A 17,370-nucleotide genomic window follows, 5' to 3' on the forward strand; every position below is an offset into this window, starting at 1 on the left:
ATACAATTCTGAATGAGCTTTTTTGTTAATAGGTATACACGAAGATGTATATTTTATTGGATGTTATTGTCTACTTTTTGGCTAAGTGCGCAGAAGGAAGAAATTATAGGAATAGATACAATCCAAAACAAAAGTATTGATCAACTAGTAGATTTGATTAAAAGTTCCAGAAAGAAAAAAGCTGCAGTTTATGAAAACATATTAAAAAGCAAAAACCTGTCGGGTAACGATCTTTCTGAGATTTATATAGACATTGGATACAGCTTTTATAAAAGAGAAGAGTCTGAAATAAGTATTTCATATTTTCAAAAAGCGATTGATGTAGCAAAAAGCAATTCGGATAATGAAACCCTCGCTAATGCATACTTAAAATTAGGAAATTCTTATTTGCAAGATTGGCAAAATCAAAACGCTTTAGATACCTACCATCAAGTGTTACAAATGGCACAGGAACGAGGGAATCTTAAAAAAGAAATTGTTGCCAAATCCAATATTGTAATTGTGCTCAGAAGAATGAATCAGTTAGATAAAGCACTGGAAGACTGCAGAGGTTTATTGAGTTTTATAGATAAGACATCATATAAGAATAAGAAAAATCATGTAAATGTATTGACGATTATAAGTGAAGTGTATTTAGATCTAGGACAGTTTGATTCTGTTCTAAAATACGCGGATATAGGTATTGCTATTAGTACTCCTTTAAATTATGAAATCGGGATAGCAGATTTATATACCAAAAAAGGAATTGTTTTCTTTAAAAGGAATGACTATGATCAAGCTTTGAGCTTTTTATATAAAGCGGAAAAAATCTTAAACAAATTAAAAGTTAATGATAGATCCAACCAGAGAATTAATGTGAATTATTTTTTGGCGAGTTATTTCTATGACATGCAATCATATGAAAAAGCAGTTGACTATCTATTAAAAACGATCAATGCCTTAAAGGAAAATGACCTAAGAAAGAATAGAGTGATAGATGCACATATGCTTCTCGCTAAAAGCTACAAGGAAATTGGAAATACAGATGCCTCAATAGTATGGTTTTCGAAACATCAGGAACTTCAAGATCAATTTCAGAAAGATAAAGATAAAACAGTTCATAAAATCTATGATCAGAGTACACAGCAACTGGATAACAAAATTAGAAAGCTAGAAAGTGAACAGGAAAAAGAACAAAAGCTTAAGAGTTATATTTTATGGGCTTTAGTCATTGTGGCATTATCCCTTGTTTTTATACTAATTACTTATTTTAGAAAGCAAAAAGCAAATAAGAAGGTTTTTAATAAACTGATTCAAAAAATTTCTGATCTTGAATCAAAAGAAGCTCAAGAAAATATAGAAACTAGAGAGTCTACTAAAGAAATTTATATCGATGATGACAAAATTAATGCAGTGCTAAAGGGATTAGAGAAACTAGAAAAGCAAGAGTATTTTTTAAGTGTCGATTGCAATTTAAGATCCATAGCGAAAAAGGTGAAAACCAATGCTACCTACCTTTCCAGAATTATAAATAACTATAAAGGAAAAAGTTTTAATGATTATATCAATGACTTAAGAATTGATTACGTATTGAAACGATTAAAAAATGACAACAAATTCAGGTCATTTTCTATTAGTTCGATTGCTAGCGAGATTGGATATAAAAGTGATAATTCTTTTACCAAACATTTTAAGGCAAAGACTGGGTTAAACCCTTCTTATTATATCAAGAATATTGAGAAGTTACCTGTAAAACTATAAAACTTAAAAAAAGTCAATAGAAGAATGCCGCATTTTGTTTAAAATGAGGTTTGTCAATTATGATTTAAGGCTTGTAAAAAGTATATTTCATTATATTAACTCTATAGATCTTATTAGTTTTTAACGGTTTTTAGGATCTTTTAAATATTACATAATGAAAAAGCAATTAAAGAAAAGTGTAAGTCTCAAAAAGCTTACCGTTGCCAGAATTAATGATTATGGTATGACAAAAATTAAAGGAGGCGATTGTTTAGCTACTGATCATTGTAATTCACATATGGAATGTGAATCCACTCAACATCGGTATTAGATCAACTACAAAAAAAAATAATTAGAAAAAGCTTCATCAGTAAATGAGGCTTTTTTTATGCCTTATTTTATCCAAAATGCGGAAATTATACTTTTTTACTGCGTTTCTCTGTGCTAATTTGGTAGAAGAACAAAATGAGAAATTGTTAACAATTCATTTTAGCAAGGGGTAACCGAAAACCTTAGAAAAAGAGTAGGTGTCTTAATTAAAATTACATTCATGAAAAAATCATTGAAAAAGCTGGAGCTTAAAAAACAAACAATTAGTGACTTAAATCTTAATAAAATCAAAGGAGGTATCGATCCAACACATTGTTGTCCTACATTAGATGCTTTTAACAGCTGTCCTCCTCCAGGAAGATATTGTTTCTAATAAAATTATGACAAGTACTATATTTTTTAAAATGATTTCATAGTACCTGTCATAATACAAGTTTTTTTAATATTTTGAACGCTGAAACTGCCTTACTTTTAGGCAGTTTTTTTATAGTATGTTTTAAAGAGAAAAATGAATACAGAATCTATTTTATTAGATAAGCTAGAAAAGATTAGTGCTATCCTTTCAGAAAATTATACAGATAATCAACACGTAGGTGTTTTATCCGGAATATCAGGAATTGCATTGTTTCAGTTTTATTATGCAAAATTTACTGAGAATGATGCTCATGCTGATGTTGGAGTGGATATGATATCAACAGTGATCGAAAAAATAAATCAAGGCTATAGTTTTCCTACTTTTTGTACTGGTATAGCGGGAGCAGGTTGGACTATTGAGTTGTTGGACGATGAAGGTTTTATTGATGTGGATTGTGATGAGTTATTGGCAGATTTAGATGAATACCTAACTAGCGCAATCATTCAAATGGGAGAAAAAGATAAATTTTATGATTTCTTACATGGAACTATTGGAATTGGTTTTTATTTCTTCAAAAGATATCAAAACACAAAGTCTAAAACTTTGAAGGATGCTTATAAAGCAAAACTTTTAGAACTTATTGCCTCCCTAAAAAGAACCGCAATTGAAGAAGATAGTATGTTAAAATGGGAAACCTCTTTTAGTAATAATACTAGAGTAATTGGAGCCAATCTTAGTTTGTCTCATGGTATGGCAAGCATTGTTAATTTTTTATCACGTTTGTTAGGCTACGATGATTTTAAGGATGAGGTTAGACCTCTTTTAGAGAAAGCTACTCAGTTCATCCTAAGTTATGAAAATACAGATTCTTCTTGTTCTTCGTCTTTTCCAAGTTGGATTTATGAAGGCATGGAAAAGAATGGCCAAGAACGTTTAGCTTGGTGTTATGGTGATTTAGGGATTGGACTTACTTTATTTAGGGTTGGAAGAGCATTAAAAAATGATATGATAACCGAAAAAGGGATGAAAACAGTAGAACATTCTTGCAAACGAAGAGATCTGGAAGAAGCCAAAGTAAAAGACAATGGTTTGTGTCATGGTACTTTTGGTATGGTACAGATTTACAATTATATGTACAAGGAAACAAAAAAGGAGATTTTTAGGGAAACCGCAAATTTTTGGATGGAGCAAGGGATCGATATGGCCATACACAAAGATGGGTACGTAGGATATAAGCAATGGTTTGGAGGAGAAGATCAAGGCTGGAGAAAGGAAATCAATTTATTAGAAGGTATCGCTGGGATTGGGTTAAGTATTATCTCTTATTTGGCGCCATTTGATACGAAATGGGATGAATGTTTATTAATCAGTTAATTTGAAGTATAAAGTAATATGAGCTATAAAAATTTTCCAAAATATGTTTTGCGAGCTCCTCTTTTTTCTTTTTCCTTTTTTAAAGAATTAACTGGGGATAATGAACTGAAAGAAGAAAAGCTAAAAAAGATATGTTCGGATCAGATTATTAAAGAGGCAATTTTTTTAGCTTCACCTTCCTTATATCAAGAATTTGAAAAGTGGTTAGTTGGGAATCTTACCGAAAAAGCAGCTTCGGAGCGTATGATGTATTCTGTGCTGAAGTATTTAAGTAGAATGTCTTCAAGATGTACGCCCTTTGGTATTTTTGCTGGAACTTCGGTAGGAAGCTTTTCGGAAATTGCAAACATTACACTCTCAGATAAATCAAAAAACAATCGTCATACACGATTGGATATGAATTATTTGGTAGCACTGTCCCAAGATATTGTAAAGGACGAAAAAATTAAAGAACAATTACTCTTCTATCCCAATACTAGTATCTACAAAGCTGGCAAACAATTAAGATATGTAGAATACTCTTATGTTAAAAGTAGAAGGGTTCATCATATTGTAGCAGTAGAAGATTCTGAATACTTACAAATAATATTAGGACAAGCGCGAAAAGGGGCTTTATTAAGAGATTTAGCGGCATTACTGGTAGATGATGATATTACATTAGAAGATGCATCAGGGTTTCTCGATCAATTAGTGGACAGTCAATTACTGATTAGCGAATTAGAACCTTCAGTGTCTGGACCAGAATTTTTGGATCAGATAATGCCAGTTTTAAAAAGACTTTCAGGGACAGAATATATTATTTCCGAACTAGAGAATGTTCAGTCTACCCTAAGTCGAATTGATGAAAATATAGGTAACAATGCATATGAGTATATAAAACTAAGTGAATCTCTTAAGAAACTGGGGACAGAATTCGAATTAAAATATATGTTTCAGACAGATATGAGCTTATCTGTAGAATCGAATACCCTCAGTTATGATACCATTAAAAAAATAAGAAAGGGGCTTTCTATTATTAATAAATTAACCTTACCACCAAAAGAAACTTTTATTTCTAGATTTAGAACAGCGTTTTATGAACGTTATGAGAGTAGAGAAGTTTCCTTGTCTAATGCTCTGGATGTAGAACTTGGTATTGGTTTTTTACAAGATAAGGATTCGGGCGATGTAAGTCAGATTATAGATGATCTTATGCTGCCTTATAATTCGGAGAAAGTAGTTGTTAGAGATGTGAAATGGTCAGCTATTAATTCGGTACTTCAGAAGAAATTGGTAAAAAGTATAAAGGAAGAAGAGCAAACGTTAGTAGTAACCGATGAAGACTTTAAAGGATTGGAAGAGAATTGGGAAGATTTACCAGATACCATTTCTGCGATGGTAGAGTTGGTAAAAGTCAAGTCCGAGGAAAAAATAATAATGTCCAGTTGTGGAGGTTCGAGTGCTGCCAATTTATTGGGTAGATTCTGTCATGGAGATAAAGAATTAAATACATATACGCATGAGATAATTGATGTAGAAACCAAATTAAATCCGGATAAAATTCTTGCTGAGATTGTCCATTTACCAGAATCGAGAGTTGGGAATATTTTAATGAGACCAAATTTTAGAAAATATGAAATACCTTATTTAGCAAAATCTATTCTAAAAGATGAAGATCAATTATTATTAGATGATCTAATGATCTCAGCAACTCCAAGAGGCAAAGTGAAACTTAGGTCTAAAAAATTTGATAAAGAGGTAATACCACATCTTACAAACGCTCATAATTATTCGAGTAATGCTTTACCTATCTATCAGTTTTTAGCAAATATGCAAACTCAAAATATAAGAGGCGGAATTGGATTTGATTGGGGACCTTTTGCCGATGAATACGATTTTTTGCCTAGGGTAGAGTATAAAGATGTTATACTCTCTAGTGCAATATGGAATATATCCTCTAAAGATATTAAAGAGCTTTTGGGGGTATTAAAAGATGAAGAGAAATTCTTGGAAGAATTAAACAAATTTATTGATGCCAAGAAACTACCTCGTTTTGTGCTGCTCGCTGATGGAGACAATGAGTTGCTGGTGAATACTAGGAACACAACGTCAATAAAAATGTTATTGAATACTGTAAAGAAAAGAGGAAGATTTAAATTAAAAGAGTTTTTGCATACCGAAGATAGTATTGTAAAGAGTGGTGATAAAGCATTTACAAACCAAATTGTAGTGTCTTTTTACAACGAAAAGAAACTAAAAAATATACAGAATTAATGGAAGGAGTACAAAGAGCTTTTATTATAGGTAGTGAATGGTTATACTATAAAATCTATACTGGTCCTAAAACTTCAGACCTTATTCTAACTGAAATTATAAAACCTATAGCGAGTCATCTTTTAGAACAAGATGTTATTGATAAGTGGTTCTTCATTCGGTATAACGACCCTAAACATCATATTAGAGTTAGATTTCACTACAATGAACCAGAAAATGTAGCAGCTGTCATTAACGCATTGTATGCAGGATTAAAAGAGTTTTCTGATGAAGATTTAATATGGAAAATACAGTTGGATACGTATCAAAGGGAGATTGAACGTTACGGTGTTGATACAATGGTAGCTTCAGAAGAATTATTTTTTCTGGATAGCAAGATGATCGTAGATTTTCTCGATTTGATTGATGGAGATGAAGGGGAAGAGTTAAGATGGTTGTTTGGGATAAGAGCAATCGATCAGTTGCTTGCGGATTTTGGATATGATGAAGACCAGAAATTGGTTTTAATGGAGCGATTAAAAACTGGTTTTGGAGCAGAGTTTGGGATGAATAAAAATCTCAAAAAGCAAATGGATAAGAAGTTTAGAAATGAGCAAGAAAAGATTAAAAATTTTCTTAGTCTTAGCAAAGAAGCAACTCCTGAATATATACCAATTCTTGATCTGCTTGAAGAAAAAAGTACCAAGAGTAAAGCCTTAGTTGGTAGTATAAAATCTAAGGTGAATACTTCAATATTAGATGATAGAATGAGTAGTTATATTCATATGCTTATGAACAGGTTGTTTAGATCTAAAAATCGTTTGCATGAGATGGTTCTTTATGATTTGCTATATAGAAATTATAAAATTGCCTGGGGAATCCGAAAATTTAAAAACAAAAAACAACCTAATTAAATCATTACCAATACGTCTTTGTTTCAAAAATTTTAAATTGAATGAGGTAGAGGTATTTTAAAGTTACTTCCTTTTCAATTTAATTTCTACATCATACCACTTTCAAAACAGAACTTTATTCTTTGATAATTTTTTTAGTAATTGTTGATGTTTCAGAAAATATTTTCATTAAATATAAACCTGAATGAAATGTAGAAATATCAATACTATTAGAAGTGTTATGACTGTCTAATATTTCAGAAAATATTAGTTTACCGTGAATATCGTAAAATTCAACACTTTTTAATTTTAGATTTAACTCACCAGATATATTAATTGTGTTTTTTGATGGTATTGGATAAATGGCAAGCCTTTCCAAAGGATTTTCATCATTAACGCTTAAGGTATTGTCAAAATTAATCATAAATTCAGTTAATACGGTATTTTCATTCCCATACAGATCGGTAAAGCTCCCAGGATTAATATAAACGGTTACTGTTCCCGTGGTGATAGCAGTAACAGTTGCCTGATAGGAGAGACCTCCTCCAGAAAAATTACTTATTGTTCCATTATCAACAATAATATCATTCAAACTAAAATTATTAATATCCTCATCAAAATTAATTGTGATTTCAAAAGAAGAGTTAGCCGTAGGATTGCTTTCGGCAGAGGTAATACTTGCAATTGGAGGTATATCATCTATGACTAATATATTTATATTGGATGAATTAGCACAAATGTTGGCAACGGTATATGTAATTGTATATGTATTCGGTACTGAATTGGTTAGGTTGATTTCTCCCGTACTACCATCTATATCTAATCCAGTTGGTATTGCGTTGAAAACACCACCTGTGATCCCTGTAATAATAGGAACTGCGTTTGGAGCTGTGGTTGAAAAGGAGGATTCAGTGTATAAAAATGATGCGTCATCTAAATCGTTAATAGTAATATTAAAATCAAATGAGTTAGGACAAGTTCCAGTTGTGGTATAGGTTACTACATAATCACCCGGATCACTGTTAGTAATATCAATAACTCCTGAATCAGGATCAATATCCAATCCAGTTGTACTAGAGAATATCCCTCCTGTTAGTCCTGTAACAGTAGGTGTTGCCTCAGATTGATCTTTACAGTATAAGGATTGATCATAGCTAAAGCTAGGATCATCAAGTTCAGTTATATTTACGTTTACTTGACTGGAGTTTGGACAAGTTCCAGTTGTAGTATAGGTTACTACATAATCACCCGGATCACTATTTGTGATATCAATAACTCCTGAATCAGGATCAATATCTAATCCAGTTGTACTAGCGAATACTCCACCAGTTAGTCCTGTAATAGCAGGTGTTGCCTCAGATTGATCTTTACAATACAAGGATTGGTCATAGCTAAAGCTAGGATCATCAAGTTCAGTTATATTTACGTTTACTTGACTGGAGTTTGGACAAGTTCCAGTTGTGGTATAGGTTACTATATAATCACCCGGATCACTATTTGTGATATCAATAACTCCTGAATCAGGATCAATATCCAATCCAGTTGTACTAGAGAATATCCCTCCTGTTAGTCCTGTAATAGCAGGTGTTGCCTCAGATTGATCTTTACAATATAAGGATTGGTCATAGCTAAAGCTAGCATCATCAAGTTCAGTTATATTTACGTTTACTTGACTGGAGTTAGGACAAGTTCCAGTGGTAGTATAGGTTACTATATAATCACCGGGATCACTATTTGTGATATCAATAACTCCTGAATCAGGATCAATATCTAATCCAGTTGTACTAGCGAATACTCCACCAGTTAGTCCTGTAATAGCAGGTGTTGCCTCAGATTGATCTTTACAATATAATGATTGGTCATAGCTAAAGCTAGGATCATCAAGTTCAGTTATATTTACGTTTACTTGACTGGAGTTTGGACAAGTTCCAGTTGTGGTATAGGTTACTATATAATCACCGAGATCACTATTTGTGATATCAATAACTCCTGAATCAGGATCAATATCCAATCCAGTTGTACTAGAGAACACTCCACCAGTTAGTCCTGTAATATCAGGTATTGCCTCAGATTGATCTTTACAATATAATGATTGATCATAGCTAAAGCTAGGATCATCAAGTTCAGTTATATTTACATTTACTTGACTGGAGTTTGGACAAGTTCCAGTTGTGGTATAGGTAACTACATAATCCCCAGGATCACTATTTGTGATATCAATAACTCCTGAATCAGGATCAATATCCAATCCAGTTGTACTAGAGAATACTCCACCTGTTGGTCCTGTAACAGTGGGTGTTGTTTCGGATTGATCTTTACAGTACAAGGATTGATCATAGCTAAAGCTAGCATCATCAAGATCTGTTATATTTACGTTTACTTGACTGGAGTTTGGACAAGTTCCAGTTGTGGTATAGGTTACTATATAATCACCCGGATCACTATTTGTGATATCAATAACTCCTGAATCAGGATCAATATCCAATCCAGTTGTACTAGAGAATATCCCTCCTGTTAGTCCTGTAATAGCAGGTGTTGCCTCAGATTGATCTTTACAATATAAGGATTGATCATAGCTAAAGCTAGGATCATCAAGTTCAGTTATATTTACGTTTACTTGACTGGAGTTTGGACAAGTTCCAGTGGTAGTATAGGTTACTATATAATCACCGGGATCACTATTTGTGATATCAATAACTCCTGAATCAGGATCAATATCTAATCCAGTTGTACTAGCGAATACTCCACCAGTTAGTCCTGTAATAGCAGGTGTTGCCTCAGATTGATCTTTACAATATAATGATTGGTCATAGCTAAAGCTAGGATCATCAAGTTCAGTTATATTTACGTTTACTTGACTGGAGTTTGGACAAGTTCCAGTTGTGGTATAGGTTACTATATAATCACCGGGATCACTATTTGTGATATCAATAACTCCTGAATCAGGATCAATATCCAATCCAGTTGTACTAGAGAAGATCCCTCCTGTTAATCCTGTGATTGATGGCGTTGCCTCAGATTGATCTTTACAGTATAAGGATTGGTCATAGCTAAAGCTAGGATCATCAAGAGCTGTTATATTTACGTTTACTTGACTGGAGTTTGGACAAGTTCCAGTTGTGGTATAGGTTACTATATAATCACCCGGATCACTATTTGTGATATCAATAATTCCTGAATCAGGATCAATATCTAATCCTGTTGTACTAGCGAATACTCCACCAGTTAATCCTGTAACAGTGGGTGTTGTTTCGGATTGATCTTTACAATATAAGGATTGGTCATAGCTAAAGCTAGCATCATCAAGATCTGTTATATTTATGTTTACTTGACTGGAGTTAGGACAAGTTCCAGTTGTGGTATAGGTAACTACATAATCCCCAGGATCACTATTTGTGATATCAATAACTCCTGAATCAGGATCAATATCCAATCCTGTTGTACTAGAGAATACTCCGCCTGCTAGCCCTGTAATAGAAGGTATTGCTTCAGATTGATCTTTACAATATAAGGATTGATCATAGCTAAAGCTAGCATCATCAAGTTCAGTTATATTTACGTTTACTTGACTGGAGTTTGGACAAGTTCCTGTTGTGGTATAAGTTACTACATAATCCCCAGGATCACTGTTAGTAATATCTATGATTCCTGAATCAGGATCAATATCCAATCCAGTTGTACTAGCGAATATCCCTCCTGTTAATCCTGTAATTGCAGGTGTTGCCTCAGATTGATCTTTACAATATAATGATTGGTCATAGCTAAAGCTAGCATCATCAAGATCTGTTATATTTATGTTTACTTGACTGGAGTTAGGACAAGTTCCAGTTGTGGTATAGGTTACTACATAATCACCCGGATCACTGTTAGTAATATCAATAACTCCTGAATCAGGATCAATATCCAATCCAGTTGTACTAGCGAATATCCCTCCTGTTAATCCTGTAATTGCAGGTGTTGCCTCAGATTGATCTTTACAATATAATGATTGGTCATAGCTAAAGCTAGCATCATCAAGATCTGTTATATTTACGTTTACTTGACTGGAGTTAGGACAAGTTCCAGTTGTGGTATAGGTTACTATATAATCACCCGGATTACTATTTGTGATATCAATAATTCCTGAATCAGGATCAATATCCAATCCAGTTGTACTGGAGAATACTCCACCTGTTAGTCCTGTAACAGTGGGTGTTGTTTCGGATTGATCTTTACAATACAAGGATTGGTCATAGCTAAAGCTAGGATCATCCAGAGGATTCACATTTATTGTGATGGTTAAGCAATTAGCTGTTGTTTCATCGATACAGCTAATATCACCGTCTTCTGCTCTTATATAATAGGTGGTACTAGGTGCTGTTGGAATTACTTCAAATGTTGAAGTATTTTTTTTGGTAGTTCCCAATAAATTTCCTCCACAGGAATCAGTGTAAATAGACCAGGTAGAAGCAATGTTTAAGTCACCAGTTATAGTGATAGTAGTTGTTTCTCCTTCACATACTTCAGTAGCTGCAGAAATATTTGGTGTACTTGGGGCTATACATACAGGAATTTGTTTAAACCATGCAAATCTTGCTACATTAAAACTACCTAAAATAGCATCTTTTAAACCATCTCCATCCACATCTCCAAAGTCTATAGTTGGAAAACTTCCTATTTCACCACGAGTTAATTCTCCATTGAAAGTACTTTGAACGGAGGCAAAGTTTGGAGCGGTAGGTGTTCCAGTATTTTCTAACCATCTAACAAAACCTGTATCAATCATAAAAAACATATCAAGATCCCCATCTTTATCAAAATCTTCGAATACAGGTATCGGAACATCCATATTATTAAAAGCACTTTCGTCATCCCATGGACTATCTGCTTCGGATTGGCGTTCGAAGATAGGATTGTTTATCGTTCCGATATTTTTGAAATAAGTTAGTTTGTCGCTACCAAGTGCTACAAGATCTAAATCTAAATCATTATCGAGATCAACAAAACCTAAACCTGGAAATTCAGCTATCTCCTGATCATGGAGTCCTGGCAATCCATCGGGTATATATTCAAATACTGGAGTTTCTGGAGTTCCTATATTTCTGTAAAAAAGAACATCATTATCTCTATCTCGTTCATAATCATAATCAGTACCAATAAACAAGTCTAGATCTCCGTCGTCATCAATATCTGCAAGTTGCGGTCTGTTTTGATTTCTTACTGTAAGCGTTCTTTCTATCCAAATAGTATCTAAAGTAGGAATGGACGCTGATACCCAATTAGGGGCTGTGATTGTGCCATCGTTTTCAAAATAATGTACGGTTCCTCCTTGACTACCAGAAATAAAATCTAGATCACCGTCATTATCCAAGTCACCCAATATTGCCGATCGTAGACGACCTCTGGTAATGGAAGTATTAGGTATCGTTGCTACATCTAATCCAGCTGGTTCGGGTCCTGGTCCAGTTGATGTTCCATCAGGGTTATTGAGAAGGCTTCCTCCTCTAAATTCCCAACTTATATAATCTGCTTGGGAGAATAATAATTGATTCCCCAGTAAAAGAAGTAGATAAATAGAAATTAATTTTTTTATCATTTTATTCCAGATATAGCTGATTAGTTCTGTGAACAGAATTTAACCATAAAAGCTTTTTATACAATTTTTAAACAGTACTATTTTTTGCAAGTAACAATTATGCGCTATAAAGTTCATAATTGAGAATTGTTCCTATCTCATTATCTTGATTTAAAATAGTATTTTAATTATCTAGAGGAGGGGGTGTTAGATAATTTTTTCCTTTCTTACTTTTTGGCAAAACTAGTAATTAAGTTTTTCTCTGGCAACATAAAGTAATATTAATGCCTTATATTAGAGTAATGTAGAATAGTGGTTGAAATTTTAATCAAATATTCTGATAAAAGCCTAATGATGAAGAAGATCATCAAACTAATACCAGTTCTTTATATCACAATATTGAACCTACAGTGTTGCAAAAAAGAATTAGATCCCGAAAAGATTGTGTTAAAATCAATTGAAGCACATGGAGGTATTGATAAGTGGAAGTCTGCAAAAGAACTTTCTTATGTAAAAACAACTATTTTATATGATAGCCTGGGAAGTGTTGAGCAAAAAACTATTCAAACTCATAAGAATATATTTGGTGCTAAACTTACTGCCGAAATGAAATGGATAGAAGATAGTATTAGTAAAATCGTATTGCTTAAAAACGATAACATTTCGATCTATTTTAATGGCGTTGAACAAAAAGAACTAAAACTTAAAGAAAAATACCGTAGTGCCATAACTGGAGCGAATTACGTGATTTGGCAGCCTTTTAAATTATTGGACGAAGGATTGCATCTATCTTATGAAGGAGCAGATGTGGTGGATAATAAAAGTGTATATACTGTGAAGGTAATTTATTTTAAAGAAGATGGTTCTCCTGACAACATATGGTGGTATTATTTTGATCAGAGAACCTATAAACTTTTAAGTACTATGGTGCACCATGGTGATACCTATAGTTATATAGAAAACACCAAATATGAAACTGTAACAGGGTTGTCCTTGAATAAGGAACGAAAAAGTTATAGAGTAGATAGCTTAAGAAATAAAAAGTTCTTAAGAGCCGATTATTTTTATGAAATTTTAGAATTCAATTGATTTTCTTTTTAAACTCAATAGTTTATTATGATAAACAATATCTTCCAGGTTCTGGCATGGCTGCTGTCGGTGGTATGTATATAAAGTTTTCACATTGTCCTGCACTATAATCTGTACCTCCATTTACTTTCGATAACTCTTGCCGAGTTAATTTTCTAAATTTTTTCAAAGTCTTCATTCTACTATGTTTTGGTTCTTTAATAAAGTTAATAAATTTTAGAATAGAGAGAAAAAAGAGTTTGTAAAAGATGAAAACCTATTTAAAAACAAAAAAGTCTATTAGTATTTTCCAAGTAGTAGTTTTGTTTGTTATTTTCTAGTTAAAATTTATTGATGAGTTCTAAATATTAAAAAGAAAATGTTGAAAGTAATTTCTAATCAATAGTCTTTCTTTCTTCTAGATATCGGTGTATTTGACTAATAGCCATAGAACCTTCTCCAACAGCTGAAGCAACTCTTTTTACGGAACCCTTTCGAACATCACCGACCGCAAAAAAACCTGGTACACTTGTTTCCAAGGATTGTGGTTTTCTTTGTTCAAAAATCGCACACTTAGTCAAAGCGTTTTCAGTAACATCTGATCCCGTATAAATAAAACCTTTTGAATCAGTTGCAATTACTTCTCCAAGCCATTCCGTGCAAGGTTTTGCTCCTATAAAAGTAAAAAGATTAGAAATGGATATAGTTTCCTTTTTACCATTAGTTTGCAGCGTAACGGATTCTAAATGATGTTTTCCATGTAAGTCAACTACATTGGTTTCCTTATGCAGTATAATGTTAGGCTCTGTAATTATTCTTTGTACTAAATAGTCGCTCATTTTCGCTCCAATATTAGTACCGCGAATTATGATATGAACTTCCTTTGCATGTTCAGCTAGAAAAAGAGCAGCTTGTCCGGCAGAATTACCTCCACCAACAACTCCTACTATTTCATTTTTACAAGAAGAGGCGTTCATCACTGTTGCGGAATAGAAAACTCCGCTGCCTTCAAACTTTTCAATAGTCTCTATAGGTAATTGTCGGTATTGTGCTCCTGTGGCTGCTATTACTGCTTTAGCTTTTATTGTCTTTCCATTGGTAGCACAAATAGTAAAGTAATTCTGATTGTATTCTAATGTCTTAGCTCGATGTGGAATAGAAATATTACATCCAAATTTTTGAGCCTGAATATAAGCCTTATTGGCTAGATCATTTCCTGAGATGCCTGTTGGAAATCCTAGATAATTTTCAATTTTTGAACTTTTTCCGGCTTGTCCTCCTGGTGCATTACTATCTATAGTTACTACGCTTAATCCTTCAGAAGCAGCATATACACTTGCCGCTAGTCCAGAAGGGCCTGCTCCAACGATTAAGACATCATAAAGCTCGTTGCCAAAGTCCATTAAAACACCTGCTTGCTTGGCAAGTTCTGGAATACTTGGTTTTCTGCAAATCTCTCCGGCAGGGTTTAATAGTATTGGTAATTCATTTTCCTTAACACCAAAGCTTTCTAATAACTGCTGTGCTTCTTCAGAAGTATCTATATTTAAAAAAGTACACCAAATATGGTTTTTTTCCATAAAATCACGAAGTGCATATGTTTCTTTAGAAGATAACGAACCAATTAATTTTATCCCTCCTTCGAATTCATGTAACATGGTTTCCTGTCGTTGAACAAAAGCACTTAAAAGAATGTCGCTAATATCGCTATGAGTTGAGATTACGTTACGAAGTTTATCGGCTTTGACACGTAATAAGGTAGAACCTTTTGAAGCATATCCATTAAATTGTGCTTTTCTATCAGACAGCATACTATTATCACCAGTAAATTCATTAATACCGTGAGTAACTATGATTTTTTCTGCTCCGCTTTCATCCTTTATATATACCTCTCCCTTAATAACAATGAAAAAATCATAATCCTTATCTCCAACGTTAAATATTGGTGTTTCGGTTTCAAAGTCTAGAAAGGTTCCATATTCTTTGAAAATATGAATTTGTTTTTGAGTTAATACAGGAAATCGTGAGTCGGTCATAAGTTGAGGTAAGTATTTTTTTAAGTTGTTTTTTATTGTATAATCATCAAGTTATCATATGCTGAAGACAAATGTCTAATAAATAATTTACTACTTGAAGGTTAATGCTCCCGATGGGCAAGCAGTAATCTGATTTTTTAGTGCTTCTATTGATGCGTTTTCTGGTTTAATCCAAGGTCTGTCCTTGGGATTATAAACCTTAGGTAAAGTTTTAACACAAATGCCTGAATGGATACATTTTTTAGGTTCCCATACGACTGTAAAATCACCTTTCTTATATTCTTTTATTTTTTCCATAGTTAGGGTTTTAATACATCCTTGATATCATTGAGTTTTTTAAACATAGCGTTAGCAAAGGGACATAACGGAAGGATTTTTATATTTTTTTCTCTTGCCATTTCTACAATTTTATAAAGCAATTGCTTACCAACACCTTTACCATTGTATTCTGGTTCTACCTCTGTATGATCGATAATTATGAAATCACTTCCTGGATCAGAATAGGTCATTATCCCTGCTTTTTTATCATTGTCTCGAGCAATAGCAAATCCCTTATTTTCACGTTCTTTGATTTGTATTTCCATTTGTTAGATTTTAAGATTCATATGGCATGTCTTGTGTATCTAAAAGTAACTCTTTTAATTAAAAGTTTTTTTGAGAAGATTCTTAAAATACTCACAAGAATCATCAGATTTTGAATTTTCTTCAAATTGCACTTTAGATATTCTTATGTTCCGACTATTCGGATATGCTACGAGATTCTTTCGGCGTAAGAAGCGGGTTCAATTCCAGAGCCATATCGCGATGATAAAACTTTAGTAAATTCTGCACCAAAAAATAGTATTAAACTAGAATAGGAAACCCATAATAAAATTAAAATTACAGATCCAGCTGCGCCAAAAGCAGATTGTGGGTTTACAGTTCCAAAATATATTCCTAATGCATACTTACCAATACTAAATAGCAATGTAGTTATGAATGCACCTAACCAAACATCTTTCCATTGTATCTTAACATCAGGTAAAACCTTAAATATCAATGCAAATAATACAGTAGTTAGTATAAAAGATAAAATGAAATTAATAAACTGGATAATGTAAATAATAAAGTTGGGAAAATGTTCTCCTATCCAGTCAGTAGTTGCGGTAATCAAAGCGGTAAGTACTAAAGATGTTAGAAGAAGAAAACCTATTACGAGAATTAAACCTAAAGAAAAGACACGATCTTTAATCATTTTTAGAAGCTCATTTTTTGGTTTAGGTTTTACTTTCCATATCGTGTTTAGTGACTTTTGTAAGGCAATAAACATACCCGTTGCTCCATATAATAAGGTGATAATTCCGATAATTATTACTAACGAGGTTTGTTCTATATCAATTGCATTTTGTAACATACTTTCTATAGTGCTCGCAGCGTCTCTGCCGAGAACTTCTGATATCTCTTTAATAATTTTGTTTTTAATTTGTTGCTTTTCATAAAAAATACCTGTCGTTTGAATGATGATGATAAGCAATGCTGGAAAAGAAAATAATGCATAATAGCTTACTGCAGCACTCATTTGAAAAGGTTCATTTGCATTCCAATTTTTAAAAGTTGTAATCAACGTTTTAAGAAAGGACTGGATATGTTTAAATATTTTACTCACAATTTTTATAATTTATAAATCAAGAAGGTAGAGCCCTTATGTAGATGAAGAAGGCTAACCTTATTTTTTTTGCTTTGATAGTAAATATATTATTTGCTAAAGAATAATAATACCTCAATCTCTATAAATATTAGCGCTTTAAGCGAAAGAGTTACCCTTTCTAT

Annotated in this window: 13 protein-coding genes; 7 read left to right on the top strand and 6 right to left on the bottom strand. The window is 32.9% G+C overall.

Annotated elements, in window-relative coordinates; all coding sequences use genetic code 11:
• Window positions 1-12 precede the first annotated feature (12 nt).
• The 6 genes from Q1B37_RS00290 to Q1B37_RS00315 all read left to right on the top strand — a co-directional run bounded on the left by Q1B37_RS00290 (window position 13) and on the right by Q1B37_RS00315 (window position 6,924).
• Window positions 13-1,740 (top strand): helix-turn-helix domain-containing protein, encoded by a 1,728-nt coding sequence (locus tag Q1B37_RS00290; RefSeq protein ID WP_299894162.1) that lies wholly within the window; start codon window positions 13-15, stop codon window positions 1,738-1,740.
• A gap of 154 nt (window positions 1,741-1,894) precedes the next feature.
• The gene (locus Q1B37_RS00295) at window positions 1,895-2,050 is read left to right on the top strand and encodes a class I lanthipeptide (RefSeq protein ID WP_299894165.1); all 156 of its coding nucleotides are present in this window, start codon (window positions 1,895-1,897) and stop codon (window positions 2,048-2,050) included.
• Window positions 2,051-2,269: 219 nt separating this feature from the next.
• Window positions 2,270-2,422, top strand: coding sequence for a hypothetical protein (locus tag Q1B37_RS00300; RefSeq protein ID WP_155839727.1), 153 nt, complete (start codon window positions 2,270-2,272; stop codon window positions 2,420-2,422).
• Between the two features lie 135 nt (window positions 2,423-2,557).
• Window positions 2,558-3,778, top strand: a complete 1,221-nt coding sequence (locus tag Q1B37_RS00305; protein WP_299894168.1) for a lanthionine synthetase C family protein — start codon at window positions 2,558-2,560, stop codon at window positions 3,776-3,778.
• A gap of 18 nt (window positions 3,779-3,796) precedes the next feature.
• Window positions 3,797-6,031 carry a lantibiotic dehydratase family protein gene (locus Q1B37_RS00310; protein ID WP_299894169.1) on the top strand — a complete coding sequence of 745 codons (2,235 nt, stop codon included), beginning with the start codon at window positions 3,797-3,799 and terminating at the stop codon, window positions 6,029-6,031.
• Window positions 6,031-6,924: a thiopeptide-type bacteriocin biosynthesis protein gene (locus tag Q1B37_RS00315; RefSeq protein ID WP_299894171.1), complete on the top strand. Its 894-nt coding sequence runs from the start codon at window positions 6,031-6,033 to the stop codon at window positions 6,922-6,924. Before Q1B37_RS00310 ends, Q1B37_RS00315 begins: the two co-directional genes overlap by 1 nt.
• Before the next feature lie 115 nt (window positions 6,925-7,039).
• On the opposite strand, the gene Q1B37_RS00320 is transcribed toward Q1B37_RS00315, so the two are convergent.
• Window positions 7,040-12,478 (bottom strand): Ig-like domain-containing protein, encoded by a 5,439-nt coding sequence (locus Q1B37_RS00320; RefSeq protein ID WP_299894175.1) that lies wholly within the window; start codon window positions 12,476-12,478, stop codon window positions 7,040-7,042.
• Window positions 12,479-12,811: 333 nt separating this feature from the next.
• Between Q1B37_RS00320 and Q1B37_RS00325 the strand changes: the two genes are divergently transcribed.
• A complete protein-coding gene (locus tag Q1B37_RS00325) occupies window positions 12,812-13,546 on the top strand; it encodes a DUF6503 family protein (RefSeq protein WP_299894176.1) in 735 nt (244 codons plus the stop codon).
• A gap of 25 nt (window positions 13,547-13,571) precedes the next feature.
• Here Q1B37_RS00325 and Q1B37_RS00330 read toward each other — a convergent pair whose 3' ends face one another.
• The 5 genes from Q1B37_RS00330 to Q1B37_RS00350 all read right to left on the bottom strand — a co-directional run bounded on the left by Q1B37_RS00330 (window position 13,572) and on the right by Q1B37_RS00350 (window position 17,206).
• The gene (locus tag Q1B37_RS00330) at window positions 13,572-13,724 is read right to left on the bottom strand and encodes a hypothetical protein (RefSeq protein WP_299894178.1); all 153 of its coding nucleotides are present in this window, start codon (window positions 13,722-13,724) and stop codon (window positions 13,572-13,574) included.
• Between the two features lie 196 nt (window positions 13,725-13,920).
• Complete coding sequence (locus Q1B37_RS00335) at window positions 13,921-15,561, bottom strand: FAD-dependent oxidoreductase (protein ID WP_299894179.1); 1,641 nt, start codon at window positions 15,559-15,561, stop codon at window positions 13,921-13,923.
• Between the two features lie 90 nt (window positions 15,562-15,651).
• The gene (locus tag Q1B37_RS00340) at window positions 15,652-15,858 is read right to left on the bottom strand and encodes a (4Fe-4S)-binding protein (protein WP_299894181.1); all 207 of its coding nucleotides are present in this window, start codon (window positions 15,856-15,858) and stop codon (window positions 15,652-15,654) included.
• Between the two features lie 2 nt (window positions 15,859-15,860).
• Window positions 15,861-16,145, bottom strand: a complete 285-nt coding sequence (locus Q1B37_RS00345) for a GNAT family N-acetyltransferase (protein ID WP_299894183.1) — start codon at window positions 16,143-16,145, stop codon at window positions 15,861-15,863.
• A 167-nt stretch (window positions 16,146-16,312) separates the two neighbouring features.
• On the bottom strand, window positions 16,313-17,206 hold the full coding sequence (locus tag Q1B37_RS00350; RefSeq protein ID WP_299604624.1) for a YihY/virulence factor BrkB family protein: 894 nt from the start codon (window positions 17,204-17,206) through the stop codon (window positions 16,313-16,315).
• Window positions 17,207-17,370: the final 164 nt, after the last annotated feature.

The organism is uncultured Aquimarina sp. (assembly GCF_947492965.1).
GTDB lineage: Bacteria > Bacteroidota > Bacteroidia > Flavobacteriales > Flavobacteriaceae > Aquimarina.

What these genes read in the sequence shown, in the direction of transcription:
- Q1B37_RS00290 (WP_299894162.1), top strand. Translation starts at nt 13, where the DNA reads ATGAGCTTTTTTGTTAATAGGTATACACGAAGATGTATATTTTATTGG.
- Q1B37_RS00330 (WP_299894178.1), bottom strand. Translation starts at nt 13,724, where the DNA reads ATGAAGACTTTGAAAAAATTTAGAAAATTAACTCGGCAAGAGTTATCG.
- Q1B37_RS00320 (WP_299894175.1), bottom strand. Translation starts at nt 12,478, where the DNA reads ATGATAAAAAAATTAATTTCTATTTATCTACTTCTTTTACTGGGGAAT.
- Q1B37_RS00310 (WP_299894169.1), top strand. Translation starts at nt 3,797, where the DNA reads ATGAGCTATAAAAATTTTCCAAAATATGTTTTGCGAGCTCCTCTTTTT.
- Q1B37_RS00305 (WP_299894168.1), top strand. Translation starts at nt 2,558, where the DNA reads ATGAATACAGAATCTATTTTATTAGATAAGCTAGAAAAGATTAGTGCT.
- Q1B37_RS00340 (WP_299894181.1), bottom strand. Translation starts at nt 15,858, where the DNA reads ATGGAAAAAATAAAAGAATATAAGAAAGGTGATTTTACAGTCGTATGG.
- Q1B37_RS00335 (WP_299894179.1), bottom strand. Translation starts at nt 15,561, where the DNA reads ATGACCGACTCACGATTTCCTGTATTAACTCAAAAACAAATTCATATT.
- Q1B37_RS00315 (WP_299894171.1), top strand. Translation starts at nt 6,031, where the DNA reads ATGGAAGGAGTACAAAGAGCTTTTATTATAGGTAGTGAATGGTTATAC.
- Q1B37_RS00295 (WP_299894165.1), top strand. Translation starts at nt 1,895, where the DNA reads ATGAAAAAGCAATTAAAGAAAAGTGTAAGTCTCAAAAAGCTTACCGTT.
- Q1B37_RS00345 (WP_299894183.1), bottom strand. Translation starts at nt 16,145, where the DNA reads ATGGAAATACAAATCAAAGAACGTGAAAATAAGGGATTTGCTATTGCT.
- Q1B37_RS00300 (WP_155839727.1), top strand. Translation starts at nt 2,270, where the DNA reads ATGAAAAAATCATTGAAAAAGCTGGAGCTTAAAAAACAAACAATTAGT.
- Q1B37_RS00325 (WP_299894176.1), top strand. Translation starts at nt 12,812, where the DNA reads ATGAAGAAGATCATCAAACTAATACCAGTTCTTTATATCACAATATTG.